The organism is Streptomyces netropsis, from assembly GCF_014203545.1.
Taxonomy (GTDB): domain Bacteria; phylum Actinomycetota; class Actinomycetes; order Streptomycetales; family Streptomycetaceae; genus Streptomyces; species Streptomyces netropsis.
Window position 1 is genome coordinate 958178 of the sequence record NZ_JACHJG010000001.1, and the last position, 23173, is coordinate 981350.

The following is a 23173-nucleotide window of genomic DNA, read 5'->3' on the forward strand; positions in this document are numbered from 1 at the left end:
ATGACCAGTGCCACGTCCTGGTGGGGCCGTGCGTGGATCGAGGCCCTGGAGACCATGTCCCTCGACGAGGGACGTCTCTCCCGGGGCCGTTCGTACGCCCGCGGGGGCCATGTCCACGACATCACGGTGGCTCCCGGCCGGGTCACGGCGCGGGTCGAGGGCAGCCGCTCGCGCCCGTACCGCACGGGCATCGGGCTCCGGACGCTCTCCGACGACGACTGGGACCGTTTCCTGGCCGCCGTCGCGGTCCACCCGGACCACCTCGCGGCCCTCCTCGACAAGGACATGCCACGCGCGCTGGCCGACGCGGCCACCACCGCGGGCGTCCGTCTGCTGCCCGGCCCCGGTGACCTGTCCCCGCACTGCACCTGCCCCGACCGCGGCCACCCGTGCAAGCACGCGGCAGCCCTCTGCTACGAGACGGCCCGGCTGCTGGACGGCGACTCCTTCCTGCTGCTGCTGATGCGCGGCCGTGACGAGCGGGAGCTCCTCGACGACCTCGCCCGCCGCAACGCCGCCCACGCGGCCCGGGAGACACCCACCCCGGCCACCGGGGTCAGCGCCCGCGCGGCACTGTCGGCCGCCCACCGCCCGCCGCTTCCTCCGCCGTTGCCCGTGCCCGCCCACCCCGGCAGGCCGCCGGCGCTCCCCGACGCGGGGGGCCTGCCGCTGGACCCGGACCTCCTCGAATTCCTCGCCTCGGACGCGGCGTCCCGGGCCCATGCCTTCCTCGCCACCGGCGGTTCGCCCTTCCCGGACCTCACCCCCTGGCAGGACGCGGTGCGCCTGGCCGCCGCCCGCCCCACCTCCGGCCTGACCTCCTCCACCCGGGCCCTCTACCGCGCCCTCGCGGCGGGCACCGGCCGCACGCCCACCGACGTGGCCCGCGCGGTGGCCGCCTGGCGCCAGGGCGGCCCGGAGGGCCTGTCCGTCCTCGAAACCCCCTGGGACCCCCCGGCCGGCCCCTTCGACCGCGCCCGCTCCACCCTCACCGCCGCCGGCCTCCCCCCGCTGCGCCCCCGGCACAACCACCTCACGGACGAAGCCCGCGGCATCCAGCTCCGCTACGGCCACGACGGCCGCTGGTACCCCTACGAGGCCGACCCCCCGGGCCCTGCCCCCGTCTGGTGGCCGACGGGGGCGGCCGCCGAGGACCCGGTGAGCGCCCTGGAGGGGCTGCTTCAGGCGTCGGCGGCGTAGGGCGTGCCCGACGGGTGATGCGAACGGGTGAGGTGACCGGGCACCTTCGCCCTTCCGCCCTGCGCGGGCGGGACCCGTTGCCGCGACTGTCGTTACGGGCCGGCCACAGCCGCCTGTCCCGACGGCGCCTCGGGCGCTGCTGCCGCCACCGGACGCGGCACGGCCCGCGATCCACGAGGTGCCGCCCAAGCCCTGTGGTGCACCTGTGTCTCAGTGGGGCTGACGGCCACTCGATGGGGCGATTTCGGCTCGAATCGCTCTTCCTGCCCTATGCCTCCGGCCTTAGCCTCCCGGCATGTTCGGCCGCAGCTGAGGGGCCTGTGTGGCTCGGGCGCTCCTGGGAGGATCCATTGACCGTTGACGGCAACACCCCGGATCAAGCCGCCGGTCAGCAGGATCCCGAGGCCGCCGGTGCAACCCGTTGGTCGTGGCTCGGCCGTCATGGGCCGCAGACCCTTGTGGGCGCATTGGTCGTGGCCGTGGTGGGCTCGGGGGTCGGCGCCTTGATGACGTCGTTGACCAGCGGCGGCGGCGAAGACGCCAAGGCCCGCCCGCCGGCGGCGTCCGCAGCGCCCGCGTCGGCCGCCGTCCCGGCCTGCTTCAACGCCACCTGCACAGGCGTGGACCCGAAGGACGCCGGATGCGGGGACGGGGCCGTGACGATCGCGGACGACTGGGTGTCCACGATGCACGTGGAGATCCGGTACAGCGGTCGTTGCCGGGTCGTCTGGGGCAAACTCACCGGAGCGCAGGTCGGCGACACGATGGAGATCGCGACATCACCCTCGCAACGGCAACGTGCCACGGTGATCACGGGCCACACCAAGTACACACCGATGCTGCCGGTCGGACGGCAGTTCTCGACCCAGGTGTCCGCCGTATCGGTCAAGGGGGATCCGGAGCACGACATCCCGGCCGACTACACCCTCCGTGTCGGCGCGGACCAGGACGACGTCGGCACGAAGTCCGGTCGTGGCTGAAGTGCCGTGCGGCCGAGCCGGCTCGCGCGTTCGTCGTCGCACCGGGCCAGTGGGGCGATGCCCGCACTCCGCCGGCCCGGCAGACGATGCCTTGGACAGGCCCTGGGGGCCGTTCCTGCACGAGGCCCCCGGCCGGGCCCGGCCGGGGAACGGCCTCGGATCAGCCGAGGTGCCGGAGGGCTCCGCGAGGGTGTCCGCCGGGGGCGCAGGGGTGTCGGCCTCGACACCCCGGCCGTCAGACCAGCCGCTTGATCTCCCCGCGCACCCGGTAGAAGCCGCTGGAGGAGGGCGAGAGGGCGTCGACGACGTAGCGGGCGCCCGGCTGGCGTATGTGGCGGGGGAACTGGACGTTCCAGGTGGGTTCGTAGCCGTCGGAGACGACGTGCACGCGGAGGCGGCCGCCTTGTTGGGTGCACTCGACCACGATGCCCGTGGCGGTCGCGGTGGTGACCGTCCGGACGGTGGTGGCCGGGGCGTAGGTGGGGAGGGCGGCGGCCGACTTGACGTCCAGGGGGACCGGGACGGAGCCGGTGCGGGCGGCGGCGATGGCCGCGTCGGTGGCGTCGATGCAGACCAGGGAGCCGTCCGTGGTGACCATGTAGAGCTTCTCGTCGAGGTACTGCATCGACAGCGCCGAGCCGCCGCCCGTGCCGAGCTTCCACAGCCGGGTGCCGTCCGCGGTGAAGCAGTAGACGGAGGAGGCGGAGTCGCCGGCGAAGACGTAGCGGCCTCCGGGGGCCGTGGCGCAGGAGTAGACCGCGGTGTCGCACTGGTACGTGGCCTCGACGGTGCCGTCGGCCTTCGACAGGCGCTGGACGACGCGGTGGTTGGTGCCCGCGTAGACGGACGTGTCCTCCTGCCACCCGAAGAGCACCGCGCCCTTCGTCGGTGTGTGCCAGAGCTCGCCGCCGCCGTCCGGGGCGTAGGCGGTCACTCCCTCGATGTGGCCGTGATAGACGGCGTCCTCGTCCCGGCGCACCATCCACGCGTGCGCCCCGGCGCTCTTGCGTGACCACTGGTACTCGTCCTCGTGGTCGATGACGGTCAGTCCGCCGGCGCGGTCGGCGACGTTGAGGACGCCTTCGCGGATGTCCAGCCAGAAGATGTCGACGTCGGAGGCGATCTCGTAGGCGGCGAAGGGGAGTTTGGCCGAGAGGTCGTAGACGGTGCCGTCGTCGCAGCCCGCGTAGATCCAGAAGTCGTCCGCCACCAGGCACTTGACGCCGTCCGGCAGTTGATAGCGGGCCAGCACCTCGCCGTCGTGGCCGAGGGTGTAGACGTCGCCGGACTGATTGCCGACCCAGCAGCGGTCCTCGCCGATGTGGATGCCGAACGCGGCGGCGCCCGTGCGGAACCTCCACAGCACCGGTGCGACCGCCCGCGCGGTCGACGGGGCGGAGGCGACCTCGCGGCGGGTCACCGGGCGGGCCGCCCGGCCGCCGGCCACGGCGGGGGCGTACCCCTTGCGGACCTTCTCGCCGATCTTCCGGGCCGCCGCGGCCTTCGCCTTCTCCGCCGTGGGGAACGTGGAGGTCTGCGTCTGTCCCGCCGCCCCGATCCGGCCGTAGCGCACCGCGACGGTCGTGCCGGCGACCGTCACCTCGTAGAACTTGTGTGCCCCGCCGCCGTCTTGAGACAGCTCCAGATACGTCTTGGTCCCCGTCACGACACGCCCCTCTCGCACCGGCCGCCACGGCCGGTCTCCACGTGCCGAGAACGCTAGGGCCCACCACTGACAATCGGCCCCGGGCCGGGGAGGAGCCTTCAGAAGAGCGGCTCGGGCAGCACCCCTTCGAGGGCCAGCAGGTCCCGCTTGGTCTCCAGGCCCGGGCCGAAGCCGCCCAGGCCGCCGTTGCTCTCGATGACGCGGTGGCAGGGCACCACGATGGGCAGCGGGTTGCTGCCCATGGCCACGCCCACCGCGCGCGCCGCGCCCCGCTCGCCCACCCGGTCGGCGAGGTCCTGGTAGCTGGCCAGGGTGCCGTAGGGGACGTGGGCGGCCAGCTCGCGCAGCACCCGGCGGTTGAACCCCGAGGTCAGCGACCAGTCCAGCGGGACGGAGAAGGTCCGCAGCCGGCCGTCGAAGTACGCCGTCAGCTCGGCCGACGCCGTGCCGAGGACGTCGTGCGCCCGATGGGGAGGCGGGACGGGTCCGGAGCCGAGGCGGCGGGTCAGCCGGGCGACCGTGTCGCCCGCCGTCGCCGCGTCGGCGTGGAAGGCCACGCACAGCAGGCCCTTCGGCGTCGCCGCGAGCCCCAGGGGGCCGACGCGCGTGCCGACCGTGGTCCAGGCCCACGCCGGTGGCACCGCCGTCGCCGCCGCCCGCCCGGCACCCGTCACATCGGTCGCGTCCGTCACTTCGGTGTCCGTCACAGCATCCAGCGTAGAACGGACGCTCCCCTCCGGTTCCCGTCCGAGCCACTCGCCTCCCGGCGGCCCCGGGCGCCCCTAGAGCGCGTCCACGACGCCCATGGCCGAGATGATGCCGGATTCCTCGTCGAGCGCCTCCTCCACCACGTGCGGCGCGTTGCTGATGATGCCGTCCACCCCCAGGCGTGCGAGGGCCACCGCCCGCTTGCCGTCGTCGACGGTCCACGCCGAGACCGTCAGCCGCTTGCCCTGCGGGCCCTTCAGCGCGTGGACCGCCCTGACCCAGTCGGCGGTGACGCTCTTGTGGCTGGGGTTGATCTGGTCGACGAACTTCGCGTACGAGCGGAGGTCCGCGGCCTTCGGGGCACCCAGGAAGCCCGTCCTCACGTCCGGGCGGAGCCGGTGGAAGGCCTTCAGGGAGCTCGCGTCGAAGCTCTGGACGACCAGCCTGCGCGCCACGTGCCGCCGGTCGAGCCACCCCGCCCGGCGCAGCTCGGTGACCAGCTGGGCCTCGATGCCCGGGTAGAGCCCGGGCTCCTTGACCTCCAGCAGCAGCTTCTGCCGGTTGTGGTCCACCCGCCGGAGGTAGTTCCGCAGCGTGGGCACCCGCTCGCCCTTGAACCGGCGGTCGAACCAGCTGCCCGCGTCCAGCTTCTGGATCTCGGCGAGCGTGAAGTCCGCGACCTTCCAGGGCGCGCGGCGCGGATAGCGCTGTTCGACGTCGGTCGTCCGGGCCAGGCTGGTGTCGTGCATGATGATCAAGGCGCCGTCCTTGGTGCGCTGGACGTCGTTCTCCACCCATTCGATACCCAGCGCGGCGGCTCTGTCGATCGACGCGAGGGTGTTCTCCGGTGCCTCGACCGGTACGCCCCGGTGGGCGATCGCGATGGTGTTCAGCGGTGCGACGGCCGCGGGGGCGGCGGGCTGCGCCGTGGCGGGACCGGCGAGGAGCAGGGCGGGCAGGGACAACCCGAGAATCGCACTGGTCACGGTGGAGACGGGGCGGATGCGCATAGGGGGCTCCTCGCGGCGTCTGGGATCGCGGACGCGGTGGCGTCCAGGCCCTGTGTCTACGGAAAAGATGTACAGAAGACAAGTACGCGATCGCGCCGTCGCGGACACCCGGAGCCGGAGACCTTTGCCGACTCTTCGCCGCCCGTTCGCCTGGAAAACAGGGGCCGAACGCGGGCAGCCCGCCGGTTGTCAGTGGTGGGCCGTACGGTGGTCTCATGCGGCCCGTATCAAAGATCGAACGCACGGTGGCGCCCTTCGAGGTCGTCAGTCCCTTCCAGCCCAGCGGTGACCAGCCCACGGCCATCGCCGATCTGGAGCGGCGCATTCGCGCCGGTGAGAAGGACGTCGTCCTGCTCGGTGCGACCGGCACCGGCAAGTCGGCGACCACGGCGTGGATGATCGAGAAGCTCCAGCGGCCGACGCTCGTCATGGCGCCGAACAAGACCCTCGCGGCCCAGCTCGCCAACGAATTCCGCGAGCTCCTGCCCAACAACGCGGTCGAGTACTTCGTCTCGTACTACGACTACTACCAGCCCGAGGCGTACGTCCCTCAGTCGGACACCTACATCGAGAAGGACTCCTCGATCAACGAGGAGGTCGAGCGGCTGCGCCACTCCGCGACGAATTCCCTGCTCACCCGGCGTGACGTGGTCGTGGTGGCCTCGGTCTCCTGCATCTACGGCCTCGGTACGCCGCAGGAGTACGTGGACCGCATGGTGCCGCTCAAGGTCGGCGAGGAGATCGACCGGGACCAGCTGCTGCGCCGCTTCGTGGAGATCCAGTACACGCGCAACGACGTGGCCTTCACGCGCGGCACGTTCCGGGTGCGCGGCGACACCATCGAGATCTTCCCGGTCTACGAGGAACTGGCCGTCCGGATCGAGATGTTCGGTGACGAGATCGAGGCGCTCTCCACGCTCCACCCGCTCACCGGCGAGGTCATCTCCGACGACCGGGAGCTGTACGTCTTCCCCGCCAGCCACTACATCGCCGGCCCCGAGCGGATGGAGAAGGCCGTCGCGGGGATCGAGGCCGAGCTGGCGGAGACCCTCGCCCGGATGGAGAAGCAGGGCAAGCTCCTCGAGGCCCAGCGGCTGCGCATGCGCACCACGTACGACATCGAGATGATGCGCCAGGTCGGCTCCTGCTCCGGCATCGAGAACTACTCGCTGCACATGGACGACCGTGAGCCCGGCTCCCCGCCGAACACCCTGATCGACTACTTCCCCGAAGACTTCCTGCTGGTCATCGACGAGTCGCATGTCACCGTCCCGCAGATCGGCGCGATGTACGAGGGGGACGCGTCCCGCAAGCGCACCCTCGTCGAGCACGGCTTCCGGCTGCCCTCGGCCATGGACAACCGGCCGCTCAAGTGGGAGGAGTTCGTCGAGCGGATCGGACAGACCGTCTACCTCTCCGCGACCCCGGGGAAGTACGAGCTGTCCCGCGGTGACGGCTTCGTCGAGCAGATCATCCGGCCCACCGGCCTCGTCGACCCCGAGGTCGTCGTCAAGCCCACCGAGGGGCAGATCGACGACCTGGTGCACGAGATCCGCACGCGCACGGAGAAGGACGAGCGGGTCCTGGTCACCACACTGACCAAGAAGATGGCCGAGGACCTCACGGACTACTTCCTCGAGCTGGGCATCGCCGTGCGCTATCTGCACAGCGACGTCGACACGCTGCGCCGCATCGAGCTGCTGCGCGAGCTGCGCGCCGGTGAGTACGACGTCCTGGTCGGCATCAACCTGCTGCGCGAGGGCCTCGACCTGCCCGAGGTGTCCCTGGTCGCCATCCTGGACGCCGACAAGGAGGGCTTCCTGCGCTCGGGGACCTCCCTGATCCAGACCATCGGACGCGCGGCGCGCAACGTCTCCGGTCAGGTCCATATGTACGCCGACAAGGTCACCCCGGCGATGGAGAAGGCCATCGAGGAGACCAACCGCCGCCGCGAGAAGCAGATCGCGTACAACAAGGAGCGGGGCATCGACCCGCAGCCGCTGCGCAAGAAGATCGGTGACATCGTCGCCACGATCGCCCGCGAGGAGATCGACACCCAGGAGCTGCTGGGCTCCGGCTATCGCCAGTCCGACCAGGGCAAGGCCCCCGTCCCCACGGCCGCCTCCGACAAGGCGGGCGCCAAGGGGGCCAAGGGGGCCAAGGGGAGGGGCAAGGCCAAGGCGGTCGTCGCGACGGACCGTCCCGCGGCGGAACTGGCCCAGCTCATCGAGGACATGACGGACCGCATGCGGGCCGCCGCGGCGGAGCTGCAGTTCGAGGTCGCCGCGCGGCTGCGCGACGAGGTGGGCGAGTTGAAGAAGGAGCTGCGGCAGATGCGCGAGGCCGGCCTGGCCTGACGGGAGGGGCACCGGCCGGTCGCGCCGGCGGGAGATGTTGCAAGACCGCCACAAACCCTCCTCGGGTGTGCTCGCCGCCGGTGACAGTGCGTAGGGTCGTGGAGGAGACCGCGCCCAGCGCGCGGTCCACGGGGCAACACGAGAGAAAACGAGAAGGGACTGCGCGTGACGGTCAACTTGTCCAAGGGTCAGGGCATCAGCCTGCAGAAGGCCGACGGGGGCACCCTGACCGCGGTACGGATGGGGCTGGGCTGGCAGGCCGCTCCCCGCCGCGGACTGTTCGGGTCGCGCACGAGGGAGATCGACCTCGACGCGTCGGCGCTGCTCTTCGCCGACAAGCAGCCCGTCGACGTGGTCTTCTTCCAGAAGCTGGTCAGCGACGACGGCTCGGTGCGGCACACCGGCGACAACCGCGTCGGCGGTGCGGGCCAGGGCGGCGACGACGAGGCGATCCTCGTCGACCTGCAGCGCGTTCCCGTGCACATCAACGAGATCGCCTTCACGGTGAACTCCTTCACCGGCCAGACCTTCGGCGAGGTGCAGAACGCGTTCTGCCGCCTGGTCGACGAGACCACCGGCCAGGAGCTGGCCCGCTACACCCTCGATGGCGGCGGGCAGTACACCGCGCAGATCATGGCGAAGGTGCACCGCTCGGGCAACGGCTGGGCGATGACGGCCATCGGCACCCCGGCCAACGGCCGGACCTTCCAGGACCTCGTCCCGGCGGTCCAGGCGAGCCTGTAGGGCTCGGCGGCACGACAGTCAGCGGTAGGACCGGGCCCGGCGGAGACAGCTCCGCCGGGCCCGCTGGCACAAACGAGCGCGGCGCGACGAGCGCGACACAACAAGGGGGAACGGCGATGACGGCCGAGCTGACGCGGGGGCAGAACCACCCGCTGTCCGAGACCCGCCTGGAGATCAGGGTCTCGGCGGGCACTCCGGTGGTGGCGGGAGCCACCCTCGGTGACGCGGACGGCAAGGTCGCCGACGCCGCGTGGGTCGCGCACCCCGCCTCACCCCAGCTCCCCGGCCTCGAGGTGTCCCGCCAGGCGGCCGCCGACCACCGGCTGGCCGTCGACCTGGACGCCGTCCCGGACGCCGTGCACCGTGTCAACGTGCTGCTCGCCCTGCCGGCCGGAGTGGGCGGACCGGCCCGCTTCGGCGACATGGCGGCGCCTTTCCTCGCGGTCACCTCGCTGGAGGGTGCCGAGGTCGCCAGCTACACCATCACCGACCTGGACGCGGAGTCGGCCGTCGTCGCCCTGGAGCTCTACCGCCGGCAGGGCGCCTGGAAGGTGCGGGCCGTCGGCCAGGGCTACGCGGGCGGTCTCGCCGCGATGCTCGCCGACCAGGGGCTGCCCGGTGCGGCCGAGACGGCCAAGGCCATCGACGAGGCCGTCGCCGGGGGCATGGCCCGCGCGATCGCCCCACCCCCGTCCCGCCAGTCCCAGGGAGAGGGCGCCGTGCGGCGGGCGGCACAGACCGGCGGGAACGCCATGGACGCCGGCCTGGCGGCCGTACGGCCCGACCACGACCCGCAGCCGGCCCCCGGTGACGGTCTCGCGGGCGGCCCGGCGGCGCAGCAGCCCCCGGCCACGGGCGGCCCCGTCAGCTACCAGCACCCCCGCCGCCGGACGTCGACGCCGCCGGAGCCGGCGCCCGCCGCCCCGCAGGCCGAGCCGGGTCAGCCCGCCCGGCCCGTGGCGGGTGACGCCAGCGGCTGGACGATGAACGAGCGGCTCTACAACCAGGTCTGGGGCATGTTCGAGGACCTGGCCCGCACCACCGCCGCGTACCGCAGCGCGGTCGACTTCGCCGAGTCCCGTCTGGAGCAGGAGCTGGACCGGGTGCTCTCCGACCCGCGCACCCGCGTCGGGCCCGCCGCCGACGCCGCCCGGCAGGAAGCGCGCGCCAAGCAGGACGCGCTCGTCGAGCAGGCCCGCGCCGCCCTCGACCGGGACCTCGCCCAGCTCGCCGCCGAGTCCGAGGTCGTCGAGCACGCCCTCCCGCCCGCCTTCGCCCGCTGGGACAGCCCGGTCTGGCAGGGCTACCAGGCGCCGCTGGAGACCCCGATGGCGCTGCGCCTGGGCGATCTGCGGCTGCCGGAGCGCACGAATCTGCGCATCCCCATGCTGGTGCGGCTGCCGCTGGAGCGCGGGCTGTGGATCGACAGCGGCCGGTCCGACGGCACGGACGCCGGCCTGGTGGACTCCGCCGAGCTGCGCAGGCTGGCGATGGACACGGCGGTCGCGCACGCCGCGCGGCTGCTGGCCGTCTACCCGGTCGGTGACCTCACGGTGCACGTCATCGACCCGGCGGGGTCGGCCGGTGCCGCCCTGGCGCCGCTGCTGCAGTCCGGGGCGCTGAAGGAGCCTCCGGCGGCCGGGGCCCAGGGGGTGACCGCGCTGCTGGCGCAGCTGACGCGGCGCGTCGACCTGGTGCAGATGGCGGTCCGCAGCGGGGCCGTCGACTCCCTGCCGCCGGACCTCGACGTCGCCGAACAGCTGCTGATCGTCAACGACTTCCCGCACGGCTTCGACGACCGGGCCGTCACCCAGCTGCGGTACCTCGCGGACGAGGGCCCGGCCGTGGGGGTGCACCTGATGATGGTGGCCGACCGGGAGGACTCCCGGGTGTACGGGCCGGTGCTCGACCCGCTCTGGCGTGCTCTGCTGAGGATCACGCCGGTGCCCTCCGACCACCTCGCCGATCCCTGGGTGGGGCATGCCTGGACCTATGAACCCTCGCTCGTGCCCGCCGGGAGTGAGGTGTTGCGGCAGGTGCTGTGGCAGGTCGGCCAGGCCCGGCGGGCCTACGGCCTCTAGCTCCCGGCCCTGACTCACCAAACAGCATCTGACCAGGGGTTTTGGGGGATTCTTTACTATTTCTTGGGTCTTCCTGTACTGTTTTTGGTACGGAGGAAGCCCCGTGGGCCGAATGCGGGTGAACGTTCCTCCGGCAGCGACGACGCTGGTAGTTGCCGTACAGAGTGCCGGAGGAACAGTGGACGTTTCCCTGACCCTGTGGGTGCTGACCATTCTTGGTCTGTGCGCCCTCATCGCCGCCGACTTCTTCATAGGGGGCCGCAAGCCCCATGAGGTCTCCATCAAGGAGGCCGGGATCTGGACCGTGGTCTGGATCGTCCTCGCGGGACTCTTCGGGCTGGGGCTGCTGTTCTTCGGCGGCGGTCAGCCGGCCGGTGAGTTCTTCGCGGGCTTCATCACTGAGAAGTCCCTGAGCGTCGACAACCTCTTCGTCTTCGTCCTGATCATGGCGAAGTTCGCGGTCCCGCCGATCTACCAGCAGCGCGTGCTCATGGTCGGTGTGCTGATCGCCCTCGTTCTGCGGGCCGGTTTCATCGGGGCGGGCGCGGCGATCATCGCCAACTTCTCCTGGATCTTCTACCTCTTCGGCGCCTTCCTCATCTGGACCGCCTGGAAGCTCATCCAGGAGGCGCGGGCCGACGCGGAGGAAGAGGAGTTCGAGGAGAACCGCTTCCTGAAGCTGGTCGAGAAGCGCTTCCCGTCCACCGACAAGTACCACGGCACCAAGCTCTTCGTCGTCGAGAACGGCAAGCGCCTGATGACCCCGATGCTGATCGTCATGCTGGCGATCGGCACCACCGATGTGCTCTTCGCCCTGGACTCGATCCCGGCCATCTTCGGCCTCACCCAGGACCCGTACATCGTCTTCACCGCCAACGCCTTCGCCCTCATGGGTCTGCGTCAGCTGTACTTCCTGATCGGCGGCCTGCTGCGGAAGCTGGTCCACCTCTCCTACGGGCTGTCGATCATCCTCGGCTTCATCGGCGTCAAGCTCGTGCTGCACGCCCTGCACGAGAACGGGGTCGGCGTCCCCGAGATCAGCATCCCGGTCTCGCTCGGCGTCATCTGCGCGGTGCTGGTCGTCACGACCGTCACCAGCCTCTACGCCTCCAAGAAGCAGGAGCCGGCGGAGCCGGCCAAGGACAAGGACAGCAGCCTGGTCTAGGGCCTGGGAGATGTCCTCAGCGGGCTGGTCGTGGCTGAGCTCAGCCACGACCAGCCCGCCCGGCGATTGAGGACACCGCCCGCGCAGCGGAGGTACACACGGACGCGGTGGCCTGCCGGGCCCTACGCGGTCGCGTACTCCGTCGCCGGGCCGGGGGCCGCCGCCGTGGGGCGGGTGTCGGGCAGGAGCGCGAAGCAGCCGAGGCTCAGCAGGGCGATCCCGGTCAGATAGCCGGCGACGCCCCAGGGCGGTCCGTCGCCCTGGGACGCCGCGGTCGCCACGATCGGGGTCAGGGCGCCGCCCAGGACGCCCGCCAGGTTGTAGCCGACGGCCGCGCCCGTGCAGCGCACCCGGGGCTCGTACAGCTCGGGGAGATAGGCCCCGGTCACGGCGAACATGGTGGTGAAGGCCAGCATCGCGACGACGAAGCCCGCCAGCATCAGCACCGGCCGGCCGGTCTGCAGCAGCGCCACCAGCGGGACCATCCACACCACCACGACGGTGCAGCCGATCAGGCACAGCGGGCGGCGCCCGTAGCGGTCGCCCAGCAGGGCGACCAGCGGGGTGGCCACGCCCGAGGCGGCGACCGCGACCATGATGCAGGCGAGCATGACCGTGCGGTCGACGTGGAGCTGCTCGGTGGCATAGGCGAGCGACCAGGTCGTGACCGTGTAGAAGACGGCGTAGCCCGCCGCGAGGCCGCCCGCGGTCAGCAGGACGAGCCGCCAGTGCCCGCGTACGATCTCGGCCAGCGGCAGCGAGGCACGGGTCTCGTTGGCGGCCAGCTCCTGGAAGGCCGGCGTCTCGCTGAGCTGAGTGCGCAGCAGCAGCCCGGCCGCCGCCAGCAGACCCGCCGCCCAGAACGGCACCCGCCAGCCCCAGGACAGGAACTGCGCCTCGGTGAGCGTGGCCGACAGGGTGAGCGTCAGACCGTTGGCCAGGACGAAGCCCACGGAGGGGCCGACCTGCGGGAAGCTCGACCACAGGACACGCCGGTGGGCGGGCGCGTGTTCGGCGGTCAGCAGCACCGCGCCGCCCCACTCGCCCCCGAGCCCGAGGCCCTGTACGAAGCGCAGGACGAGCAGCAGCACCGGGGCGGCGATGCCGATGCTGTCGTAGGTGGGCACCAGGCCGACCGCGACCGTCGCCACGCCCGTCAGGAGCAGGGACGCGATGAGGACCGGGCGCCGCCCGTGACGGTCGCCGATATGGCCGAAAAGAATGGAGCCGAGCGGGCGGGCGAGGAACCCGACGCCGAAGGTGCCGAAGGCGGCGAGCGTGCCGATCAGCGGTGAGACGGTGGGGAAGAAGAGCGGGCCGAGGACGAGCGCCGCGGCCGTGCCGTAGACGAAGAAGTCGTAGAACTCGATGGCGGTACCGGCCAGCGAGGCGGCCGCCAGCCGGAACATGGACGGTGAACTCTGGGAACGGTCTCGTTGCATGTAATGCCCAACTTCCATGGAGATGGCAGGCAACGGGGCGTGGGGGAGCGCGGCTCGGGGCGCGGCGGGTATCGGCCGGTCCGTCGGTACGACGGCGGTACCCGCCCCCTCCCGCCCCCCGTCCGCGGCCCTGCGCCGCCTCTCCCTGGCGGTACCTCCGCGCTGCCGCCCCCTCGGGCAGCGCAGAGGGGTAAGGACCGGCGGCCATGGGCCGCCGGTCCTTACCGTTCAACATTCTTCAACGTTGTCGTTCGCCCGGCCGTGGGGCCGGGGCGGCGTCACCAGCCGCGCTCGCGCCATTCCGCGAGGTGCGGGCGCTCGGCGCCCAGTGTGGTGTCGTTGCCGTGGCCCGGGTAGACCCAGGTCTCGTCGGGCAGAGCGCCGAAGATCTTGGTCTCGACGTCGTCGAGGAGGTTGGCGAAGGCCTTGGGGTCGTCGTGCGTGTTGCCCACGCCGCCGGGGAAGAGGCAGTCGCCGGTGAAGACGTGCGCGTGGCCGTGCGGGTCGTCGTAGACGAGCGCGATGCTGCCCGGCGTGTGGCCGACGAGGTGGCGGGCCGTCAGCTCCACGCGGCCGACCCGGACGGTGTCCCCGTCCTCGACGAGCACGTCCGTCGGCACCGGGATGCCCTCGGCGTCGAAACGGCCCGCCAGGGTGCGGGCGCCGGTGGCGGCCACCACCTCGGCCAGCGCGCCCCAGTGGTCGGGGTGCTGGTGGGTCGTCACCACGGAGGCGATGCCGCTGTCGCCGATCAGGGCGAGCAGGGTGTGCGGCTCGGCGGCGGCGTCGATCAGCAGCTGCTCGTCCGTCGCCCGGCAACGCAGCAGATAGGCGTTGTTGTTCATGGGGCCGACCGCGACCTTGGAGATCATCAGATCGGCCAACTCGTGTACGTCCGCAGGTCCGCCGACCTCTACCGCTCCGCTGTACGTCATGGGATCACCCTATAGCGGAGGCAGAACGGGCAGCGGAGCGCCACCGGTTTCGAGATCCGAGCCGTCGCACCGTCCGGCGAGCCAGCCCATCAGTGCCGCCGGGGTGCCGGTGACCGGGGTGGGCTCGCCCTCGCGCCGGCCGGTGGCCCACTGCTTGCCGTCGTGCCCGCCGCCGGTGGCGGTCAGCCGCAGCGCGGGGACGCCGGGGTTGCCGGTGAAGCGCTCCGCGAGGAACTCGATCTCCCGGGCGGTGAACTCGTCGGACAGGTCGGTCAGTTCGTAGCCGATGCCGAGGTCGACGTGGTGCAGCTCGACCTCGACGAGGCGGCGGAAGGGGACGCGCGCGGCGGAGTCGGTCACGCCGTTGCGCATCTCGATCGTGCGGCTCCAGTCCGCGGGCGCGTCGGCCGTCCGCAGGAAGCCGGCGGAGCTGTCGCGCAGGTCGGCGAGCTGGACCTCGAGCGGACGGGGCGCGTCCCGCTCGATGTCGGCCTCGCGTGCCTCGCCGCTCACGTACATGGGGCGGCCCTCCAGGACGTTCACGAGGGCGTCCGCGTTACGGGCCAGATGGGCGAGGAGGTGGCCACGGGTCCAGCCGGGAAGCCGTGACGGCTCGGCGACGGCGGCGTTGTCCAGGTCGCCGATCGCGGAGAGCAGCCGGTCGGTGGCTTCACGTACAGCGGCGAGGTCGTGCACATGATCAATCATGCCGCCGACGATAGCCGGGCCACACCTTCGGGTGAAGGTGTCCGATCCCGCCCCTGAATCGAATGTACGTGCTATATGGTCGGGAGCGTCGCTGACGGCACCGCGGGGCCGCACCGATCCGGTGCCCGCCTTCGCACGACCCTCGCTTGTCAGTGGCCCCCCGTACTCTGGATCGAGGGGCAGCGAACCCTCCCCGCAGCTCCTCGGAAGCTCCCCGGAGCCGACTCTCAAGAAAGGTGCCGACCGGCGTGGCAGACCGTCTCATCGTCCGTGGCGCTCGCGAGCACAACCTCAAGAACGTCTCGCTCGACCTTCCGCGTGACTCCCTCATCGTCTTCACCGGACTCTCGGGGTCGGGCAAGTCGTCCCTCGCGTTCGACACGATCTTCGCCGAGGGGCAGCGTCGTTACGTCGAGTCGCTCTCCTCCTACGCACGCCAGTTCCTGGGCCAGATGGACAAGCCCGATGTGGACTTCATCGAGGGCCTGTCCCCGGCCGTCTCCATCGACCAGAAGTCGACCTCGCGCAACCCGCGCTCGACGGTCGGCACCATCACCGAGGTCTACGACTACCTCCGCCTGCTCTTCGCCCGCATCGGCAAGCCGCACTGCCCCGAGTGCTCGCGGCCCATCTCCCGGCAGTCGCCGCAGGCGATCGTCGACCGGGTCCTCGAGCTGCCCGAGGGCAGCCGCTTCCAGGTGCTCTCGCCGCTGGTGCGCGAGCGCAAGGGCGAGTTCGTCGATCTCTTCTCCGACCTCCAGACCAAGGGCTACAGCCGTGCCCGGGTCGACGGCGAGACGATCCAGCTCTCCGAGCCGCCCAAGCTCAAGAAGCAGGAGAAGCACACCATCGAGGTGGTCGTCGACCGCCTCACCGTCAAGGACAGCGCGAAGCGTCGTCTGACGGACTCGGTCGAGACCGCGCTCGGCCTCTCCGGCGGCATGGTCATCCTCGACTTCGTCGATCTCGCCGAGGACGACCCCGAGCGTGAGCGGATGTACTCCGAGCACCTCTACTGCCCGTACGACGACCTGTCCTTCGAGGAGCTGGAGCCGCGCTCCTTCTCCTTCAACTCGCCCTTCGGCGCCTGCCCGGACTGCACCGGCATCGGTACCCGCATGGAGGTCGACCCGGAGCTGATCGTCCCGGACGAGGACAAGTCCCTCGACGAGGGCGCGATCAACCCCTGGTCCCACGGCCACACCAAGGACTACTTCAGCCGCCTGGTCGGCGCCCTGGCCGACGAGCTCGGCTTCCGTACGGACCTCCCCTGGGCGGGGCTGCCGCAGCGGGCCAAGAAGGCGCTGCTGCACGGCCACAAGACGCAGATCGAGGTCCGCTACCGCAACCGCTACGGGCGCGAGCGCGCTTACACCACGTCCTTCGAGGGCGCGGTGCCGTTCGTGAAGCGGCGGCACTCGGAGGCGGAGAGCGACTCCAGCCGCGAGCGCTTCGAGGGCTACATGCGCGAGGTGCCCTGCCCGACCTGTGAGGGCACGCGGCTCAAGCCGATCGTGCTCGCGGTCACCGTGCAGGAGCGGTCCATCGCGGAGGTCGCCGCGATGTCGATCAGCGAGTGCGCCGACTTCCTCCGGGACATGAAGCTCACCGGCCGCGAGAAGAAGATCGCCGAGCGGGTGCTCAAGGAGGTCAACGAGCGGCTGCGGTTCCTGGTCGACGTCGGCCTGGACTACCTCTCGCTGAACCGGGCGGCCGGCACCCTCTCCGGCGGTGAGGCCCAGCGCATCCGGCTCGCCACCCAGATCGGCTCCGGCCTCGTCGGCGTGCTCTACGTCCTGGACGAGCCGTCCATCGGCCTGCACCAGCGCGACAACCACCGCCTCATCGAGACGCTCGTACGCCTGCGCGACATGGGCAACACCCTGATCGTCGTCGAGCACGACGAGGACACCATCAAGGTCGCGGACTGGGTCGTCGACATCGGCCCGGGCGCGGGCGAGCACGGCGGCAAGGTGGTGCACAGCGGCCCGTTGAAGGAGCTGCTGACCAACAAGGAGTCGATGACCGGGCAGTACCTCGTCGGCAAGAAGTCCATCGCCATGCCGGAGACCCGCCGGCCGGTGGACCTCGACCGTCGGCTGACGGTGCGCGGCGCCCGCGAGAACAATCTGCAGGACATCGACGTCTCCTTCCCGCTCGGCGTGCTCACGGCCGTCACCGGTGTGTCCGGGTCGGGCAAGTCGACGCTGGTCAACGACATCCTCTACACCCACCTGGCCCGTGAGCTGAACGCCGCGCGGACCGTCCCCGGACGGCACACGCGCGTCGACGGCGACGACCTGGTCGACAAGGTCGTGCACGTCGACCAGTCGCCCATCGGCCGTACGCCGCGCTCCAACCCGGCCACGTACACCGGCGTCTTCGACCACGTCCGCAAGCTCTTCGCGGAGACGATGGAGGCGAAGGTCCGCGGCTACCTGCCCGGCCGCTTCTCCTTCAACGTCAAGGGCGGCCGCTGCGAGAACTGCTCCGGCGACGGCACCATCAAGATCGAGATGAACTTCCTGCCGGACGTGTACGTGCCGTGCGAGGTCTGCCACGGCGCGCGCTACAACCGGGAGACCCTGGAGGTGCACTACAAGGGCAAGTCCATCGCCGAGGTGCTGGACATGCCCATCGAGGAGGCGCTGGACTTCTTCGAGGCCGTGCCGACCATCGCGCGCCACCTGCGCACGCTCCACGAGGTCGGGCTCGGGTACGTCCGGCTCGGCCAGTCCGCGCCGACGCTCTCCGGCGGCGAGGCCCAGCGGGTGAAGCTCGCGAGCGAGCTGCAGAAGCGTTCGACCGGCCGCACGGTCTATGTGCTCGACGAGCCCACCACCGGGCTGCACTTCGAGGACATCAGCAAGCTGATCAAGGTGCTGTCCGGGCTGGTCGACAAGGGCAACAGCGTGATCGTCATCGAGCACAACCTCGATGTGATCAAGACGGCGGACTGGGTCGTCGACATGGGCCCGGAGGGCGGCAGCGGCGGCGGCCTCGTCGTCGCCGAAGGAACGCCCGAGGAGGTCGCCTCGGTCCCGGGCAGCCACACCGGAAAGTTCCTCCGTGAGCTGCTGGGCGACCGCGTGAGCGACGCGGCGGTGACCAAGGCGCGCGGGAACGGAGGCCGGAAGGCCCCGGCGAAGAAGGCCGCGGCCACGAAGAAGACCGCGCCGGCCGCGGTGAAGAAGACCGGGGTCGCGAAGGCGACGGTCACGACGACCGCGGCCGCCAGGAAGGCCACGGCGAAGAAGGCCACGGCCAAGACCGCGACGGCGAAGAAGGCCGCGGTCAAGAAGACGGCCACGCGGGCGCCGCGCGCCTGAGCGCGGCCGCGTACGCGCTGTTCCGGCCCCGCCGCCGAGCGTCCCCTGGACGCCCGGCGGCGGGTCCGGCCGCGTCCGGTCGGCAGCAGCGGCTACGGCGGACGATGCCCGCGCATCCGGGGGACCGCGGCGCGCAGGGGCCGCACCACCGCTGCGCGGCGATGTCCTCAAACGCCGGACGGGCTGGTTCTGGCTGGGCCCAGCCGAGATCAGCCCGTCCGGCGTTTGAGGACGCGCCCGCAGGGCGCTACCGCCGCAGGCGGCGGCGAGGTCGCAGCCAGGCCCCCACCATGGTGGCCGCTACCCGTCCTGCTCCACCGCGGGGCTACCGCAAAGCTCCGCCGCGTACGGCGGCTCCGCCCCCGCCCGGGAGCAGGTGATCGCCGCCGCGCGGGCGGCGAAGGCCAGGACGTCGAGCCAGTCCGCCCGGGTCAGCTCCGCCACGGCGGCGGGCGACAGCGCGCCGTGCCCCGCGAGGCGGTGCAGCAGCGCGGCGTTCACCGTGTCACCGGCGCCGATCGTGTCCACGACCCCGCCCCCGACCGCCGCCGCGGGAACGGAGTGCCGCTCGCCGTCCCGGGTGAGGACGGACAGCCCCGCCGCGCCGTCCGTGAGGACCACCGCCGCCGGTCCGGCCGTCAGCCACTCCCGCGCCGAACCGCCCAGCCACCGGGCGTCCTCCACGGACAGCTTGAGCAGGGACACCTGGGGCAGCCACGAGCGGAAGCGGGCACGGTAGGCGTCGGCGTCGACGATCAGACCGGGCCGGACGTTGGGGTCGAGCAGGGTGAACACCCCGCGCCCCGCCTCGCGCCGCAGCAGCGCCTCGTACGCGCTCGCGCCCGGCTCCAGCACCAGCGAGCAGGTCCCCAGGCACAGGGCCGTGGCCCCCTCCGGCAGCGGCCCGGGCAGCTCGAACAGACGGTCCGCCGTGCCCTCGGCGTAGAAGTGGTAGCCCGCCGACCCGTCCGCGCCGACGGCCGCCACCGCGAGCGTCGTCGGCTCGGGACCGCGCCGTACCGACGCGACGTCCACCCCCGCCGCCCGCAAGCCGTCCAGCAGGGCCTCGCCGAAGCCGTCCGTCGAGACCCGTGAGCAGAAGGCCGTCGGGGTGCCCAACCGCCCGAGCGCGACCGCCGTGTTGTACGGCCCGCCGCCGCGCCGGGGCAGCAGCGCCGGCAGGTCGCCGTCGCCCCCGGCACCGCCGGGCACGAGGTCGATCAGGGCTTCTCCGGCTACGACGATCACGAGAGGGCGTCCTTTCCGATGCCGATGTGGCAGGGCGGCGCGAGGCCGACAGGGATGGCCAAGCCTGCCACGTCGCAAGCGGACGAAAGGGTGCCGGTATCGTCGAGGCGTCCTCTTCGCAGCTCAGCCGTTGGAGCCTCCATGACCAGCCAGCCAGCCTCCCGCCGTACCGTGCTGCGAGGAGCGGCGCTGGCCGGTGCCGCCGGGCTCGGCACCGCGGCCTGCGGGGGCGGCGAGTCGGCTCCCAAGGGCCCTCCGACGCCCACCGCCCCGGTGGACCTCGGTGCGCCCTCGGCGGTCCCGGTCGGCGGGTCGCGGCTCTACCGGGAGCAGCGGCTGGTCGTCACGCAGGCCGCCAAGGGCGAGTTCAAGGCGTTCAGCGCGGTGTGCACGCACGCGGGCTGTGTGGCCGACAAGATCGAGGACGGCAAGATCCACTGCCCGTGCCACGGCAGCCTGTTCGACGCCGCCACCGGCAAGGTCCTCCAGGGCCCGGCCGGAGCCCCGCTGCCGGCCGTCCCCGTCAAGGCCGCCGACGGCAAGCTGATCGCGGGCCCGGACGCCTGACCTGACGGGCAGAGCCCTGGGCCCCGTCCTGCGGATCATGTGAAGGGCTCTGCGGGCCCGTGTCGCCCGCACCACCGCTGCGCGGCGGTGTCCTCAATCGCCGGACGGGCTTGGCGGCTGAGCTCAGCCGAATCGAGCCCGCTGGGGGCAGGGCACCTCCCAACGGTAGCTGGTGCCCGCTGTCGGCAGGACAAACCGTTCAGGTCCAGTCCCAGGCGATCCCCAGGATCCCCGGGCGCACCCCCTGCTCCACCAGGTGCACCCCGCGGTGCCGCCCCGCCAGCGTCAGTTCCTGCTGCCCGGCGCGGGGCGCGTTGGCCGAGGCCTGGGTGAAGCGGCGGCAGCGGACCGGCAGGGCGGCGGCGTCGAAGCGGACCTGGAGCACGTACTGTCCGCCCGCGAAGCTGAACCCGCGGACGTATTCACTGCTCGTACCGGCGGTCCCGTCGTCGAAGCCGTAGCCGAAGACATAGGTGTCCCCGGCCCGCAGTCGCACGTCGAAGAGCAGCTCGGCGGCGAGGACACCCGACGCGGCGTGCCACCGCACCCGCCCGACCCGGCAGTTGTCGAACGCCCGCACGGTCACCCGTTCGGGGTCGCAGCCGGTGTCCCCGCGGTGGATGGCCAGATAGCGGTCCACCCCGTCGCGGTGCGCCCGTACGACGTGGTGGGAGTCGCGGCTCCGCAGCTCCCGCCGGTCGCCGATGAGGACCCGCTCCAGATGGCAGACGGTGTGCAGCCCGCCGTCGGCCGGTGACTCCAGCTCCGCGAGCAGCCGCTCCACCGCGCGCGGGCCCTCCACCAGGGAGCGCAGCGACCGCGCCGCAGGACGCCCGGTCTCCTCGGTGGACGAGGGGGCGAGCAGCCGGGTCAGGGACCCGGCGGGCAGGTCCAGGACCTCCTCCAGCATCCCCACCGCCCGCAGTGACTCCGGTCGTCTCGGCCGCCGGGCGCCCTGCTGCCAGTAACTGAGGCTCGTCAGACCGACCTTCACCCCGCGCTGCGCGAGCCGGTGCTGCACCCGGTGCAGCGCGAGGCCCCGTACCGACAGCGCCGTCCGCAGGGCAAGATGGAACGGGCCCGAGCGCAACGCCCGCGCGAGTTCCGCCTCGGCCGCTTCGGCCTGTGTGCCGCGCCGTCCCATCCGCCGCTCCTTAGTGAATATTCACGAGCGGTGGAGAGATCTCCGGTCGCCGGGACCGCCGTGATCCTCCTGTGTGGGCACGGGCCGTTCACTTCCGGTTCGAGCTGTTCACACCGCTGTCTCACTCCGCATTGAAGCTGGTTGACCAGTCACCGACAACACCTTGATGCTCCCACCAGCGTCCGGACGCGCTCCTCCACCACAAACCCCCCGCCACGGGAGGAACGCCATGACCCGTGCCTCGGCACGACCGAAAGCGACCCGCATACGCGGCAGACGGCTGACCGCGCTCGCCCCTCTCCCCGCAGCCACCCTCATCGCCTCCGCGCTGCTCGCCGTCCCCACCACGGCGAGTGCCGCGACCGGCGACAAGGCCGGGCTGCAGGCGAGCAAGAGGCTTAACATCACCATGCAGGCCCAGCAGAAGAGCAATTGGTGCTGGGCCGCCTCCGGCAACACCATCGCCACCTGGTTCGGCCGCAACTACAGCCAGAACCAGTTCTGCAACGCGGCCTTCAACCGGCAGCAGGGCACCGAGTGCCCCAACAGCCAGGCCACTCTGGGCAATGTGCAGACCGCGCTGCGCTGGGCGGGCATCAACCCCGGTTCGTACGTCACCGGATGGCTGCGCTACCCGACCGTGCAGACCGAGATCAACGCCGACCGGCCGATCGAGACCCGCATCCAGTGGTCCTCCGGCGGCGGGCACATGCACGTCCTGTACGGCTTCGACGACGCCAAGAGCTGGGTCTACTGGGGAGACCCGTGGGGTTCCAACAGCCGTTACAACTGGGCCTCGCACGACTGGTACGTCAACAACAACGAGTTCTCCTGGACCCACTCCCTCTACCGGATCGGGGCGTGAGGTCATGACCGGGAAGAACCCGACGAACGCCCCGAAGAGCACCGTGAGGAACAACGCGGCCCGTGCGGCGGCCGCGGGTGCCCTCACCGCGGCCCTCCTCGGCATCGCCTCGCCCGCCCACGCGGTCGGGGCCCCGGCGGACCCCACACCCCCGCCGGCCGCCACGGTCGCCGCCGCCCACGACGCGGCGGCGGCCCCGGCGACCCTCGACACCCTCTCCCGCTTCTTCGCCCGGGACGGCGCCGTCGCCCCGGCGAAGGCGAAGCCGAGGATCGAGGGGAGCACCGTGCCCGTCTACACGCTCGCCCCGGAGTTCGTGGCCGGCAAGGCGGGCGCCCCGGTCGGCTCGCTCGACTTCCTCGCCAGCAAGGCCGTCTCGGCCGACGGGCAGAAGGCCTCGGTGTGGACCGTGCGGACCGGGGACACCTGGAAGGTCGTCAACATCGCGACCGGTGACGACGAGACGCGCTACGCGGCCGAGGGCACCGCGAGGCTCGGCGGCGGGACCGTCTTCCGCGAGCCCCAGATCGACGCCTGGTACGTCCGGCGCGGCGACCGCGTGCTGCCGCTCGACGCCGACGCCACCCGGGCGATCGGAGCCGAGGGGACCACGCTCGACCGCTACCGGGAACGCGTCCACCAGGCGTACGGCGACAAGCTGCCCGGCTCCGCCTACGCGAAGAAGGGGCAGGCGGGCGGCTACGGCGAGCAGGACGCCCCCGCCGACGCCCGGGCGGAGGCCCGGGTCCCGGCGGAGGACGGCGGCGGCGGTCCCCTCACCACTGCCTCGGCGGCGACGGCCGCGGGGGCGCTCCTCACCCTCGGTGCCGCCGCCGTGGCGGGCCGCAGGCTGCGCCGCCGCTGACGGACCGCCGACGCGAAATCGTTTCACCCCGGGCCCCGGCACGTATCCCGTCGCCGGGGCCCGGACGGGCCCGCTCCCCGGAACCCCGGGAAGCGGGCCCGTGGTGCGCGCCGGGGGTGGCTGGGCGACCGCGTTGTCACTGCCCGCAAGTAGGGTGTG

Annotated in this window: 18 protein-coding genes; 10 read left to right on the plus strand and 8 right to left on the minus strand. The window is 72.0% G+C overall.

Translation table 11 applies throughout. The features are described from left to right. Positions 1-1200 (plus strand): SWIM zinc finger family protein, encoded by a 1200-nt coding sequence (locus FHS38_RS04315; RefSeq protein WP_184730734.1) that lies wholly within the window; start codon positions 1-3, stop codon positions 1198-1200. Positions 1201-1706: 506 nt separating this feature from the next. Beyond that, positions 1707-2180: a DUF2690 domain-containing protein gene (locus tag FHS38_RS04320; protein ID WP_184730736.1), complete on the plus strand. Its 474-nt coding sequence runs from the start codon at positions 1707-1709 to the stop codon at positions 2178-2180. A 235-nt stretch (positions 2181-2415) separates the two neighbouring features. Here FHS38_RS04320 and FHS38_RS04325 read toward each other — a convergent pair whose 3' ends face one another. The 3 genes from FHS38_RS04325 to FHS38_RS04335 all read right to left on the minus strand — a co-directional run bounded on the left by FHS38_RS04325 (position 2416) and on the right by FHS38_RS04335 (position 5564). Next, positions 2416-3846, minus strand: a complete 1431-nt coding sequence (locus FHS38_RS04325; RefSeq protein ID WP_184730738.1) for a WGR domain-containing protein — start codon at positions 3844-3846, stop codon at positions 2416-2418. Positions 3847-3944: 98 nt separating this feature from the next. After that, on the minus strand, positions 3945-4520 hold the full coding sequence (locus FHS38_RS04330; RefSeq protein WP_184731163.1) for a methylated-DNA--[protein]-cysteine S-methyltransferase: 576 nt from the start codon (positions 4518-4520) through the stop codon (positions 3945-3947). A gap of 108 nt (positions 4521-4628) precedes the next feature. Then, a complete protein-coding gene (locus FHS38_RS04335) occupies positions 4629-5564 on the minus strand; it encodes a glycerophosphodiester phosphodiesterase (RefSeq protein ID WP_184730740.1) in 936 nt (311 codons plus the stop codon). A gap of 215 nt (positions 5565-5779) precedes the next feature. Here FHS38_RS04335 and uvrB point away from each other — a divergent pair, with 215 nt between their 5' ends. The 4 genes from uvrB (at position 5780) to FHS38_RS04355 (ending at position 11911) form a co-directional block, all read left to right on the plus strand. Beyond that, entirely contained in the window at positions 5780-7921 is a 2142-nt protein-coding gene (uvrB, locus tag FHS38_RS04340) for an excinuclease ABC subunit UvrB (RefSeq protein WP_184730742.1), read from the plus strand. A gap of 165 nt (positions 7922-8086) precedes the next feature. Continuing rightward, positions 8087-8665, plus strand: coding sequence for a TerD family protein (locus FHS38_RS04345; protein WP_184730744.1), 579 nt, complete (start codon positions 8087-8089; stop codon positions 8663-8665). 116 nt (positions 8666-8781) lie between these two features. Continuing rightward, positions 8782-10746 (plus strand): TerD family protein, encoded by a 1965-nt coding sequence (locus tag FHS38_RS04350; protein ID WP_184730746.1) that lies wholly within the window; start codon positions 8782-8784, stop codon positions 10744-10746. A 178-nt stretch (positions 10747-10924) separates the two neighbouring features. Continuing rightward, on the plus strand, positions 10925-11911 hold the full coding sequence (locus tag FHS38_RS04355; RefSeq protein WP_184730748.1) for a TerC family protein: 987 nt from the start codon (positions 10925-10927) through the stop codon (positions 11909-11911). A gap of 122 nt (positions 11912-12033) precedes the next feature. On the opposite strand, the gene FHS38_RS04360 is transcribed toward FHS38_RS04355, so the two are convergent. The 3 genes from FHS38_RS04360 to FHS38_RS04370 form a co-directional block, all read right to left on the minus strand. Continuing rightward, the gene (locus FHS38_RS04360) at positions 12034-13320 is read right to left on the minus strand and encodes an MFS transporter (protein WP_184731165.1); all 1287 of its coding nucleotides are present in this window, start codon (positions 13318-13320) and stop codon (positions 12034-12036) included. Between the two features lie 311 nt (positions 13321-13631). Continuing rightward, positions 13632-14288 (minus strand): MBL fold metallo-hydrolase, encoded by a 657-nt coding sequence (locus FHS38_RS04365; RefSeq protein ID WP_184730750.1) that lies wholly within the window; start codon positions 14286-14288, stop codon positions 13632-13634. Positions 14289-14297: 9 nt separating this feature from the next. Then, entirely contained in the window at positions 14298-14996 is a 699-nt protein-coding gene (locus FHS38_RS04370) for a maleylpyruvate isomerase family mycothiol-dependent enzyme (protein ID WP_184730752.1), read from the minus strand. A 248-nt stretch (positions 14997-15244) separates the two neighbouring features. On the opposite strand from FHS38_RS04370, the gene uvrA reads away from it, so the two are divergent. Beyond that, positions 15245-18325 carry an excinuclease ABC subunit UvrA gene (gene uvrA / locus FHS38_RS04375; RefSeq protein ID WP_184730754.1) on the plus strand — a complete coding sequence of 1027 codons (3081 nt, stop codon included), beginning with the start codon at positions 15245-15247 and terminating at the stop codon, positions 18323-18325. 300 nt (positions 18326-18625) lie between these two features. Here the strand turns inward: uvrA and FHS38_RS04380 are convergent, their stop codons facing one another. After that, positions 18626-19573 (minus strand): carbohydrate kinase family protein, encoded by a 948-nt coding sequence (locus FHS38_RS04380; protein WP_184730756.1) that lies wholly within the window; start codon positions 19571-19573, stop codon positions 18626-18628. Between the two features lie 141 nt (positions 19574-19714). Here FHS38_RS04380 and FHS38_RS04385 point away from each other — a divergent pair, with 141 nt between their 5' ends. Continuing rightward, positions 19715-20140 (plus strand): Rieske (2Fe-2S) protein, encoded by a 426-nt coding sequence (locus FHS38_RS04385; RefSeq protein WP_184730758.1) that lies wholly within the window; start codon positions 19715-19717, stop codon positions 20138-20140. 199 nt (positions 20141-20339) lie between these two features. Here FHS38_RS04385 and FHS38_RS04390 read toward each other — a convergent pair whose 3' ends face one another. Next, the gene (locus FHS38_RS04390) at positions 20340-21284 is read right to left on the minus strand and encodes a hypothetical protein (protein ID WP_184730760.1); all 945 of its coding nucleotides are present in this window, start codon (positions 21282-21284) and stop codon (positions 20340-20342) included. 229 nt (positions 21285-21513) lie between these two features. Between FHS38_RS04390 and FHS38_RS04395 the strand changes: the two genes are divergently transcribed. Beyond that, positions 21514-22149, plus strand: a complete 636-nt coding sequence (locus FHS38_RS04395; protein WP_184730762.1) for a papain-like cysteine protease family protein — start codon at positions 21514-21516, stop codon at positions 22147-22149. Between the two features lie 4 nt (positions 22150-22153). Beyond that, positions 22154-23014 carry a hypothetical protein gene (locus tag FHS38_RS04400; RefSeq protein WP_184730764.1) on the plus strand — a complete coding sequence of 287 codons (861 nt, stop codon included), beginning with the start codon at positions 22154-22156 and terminating at the stop codon, positions 23012-23014. Positions 23015-23173 lie beyond the last annotated feature (159 nt).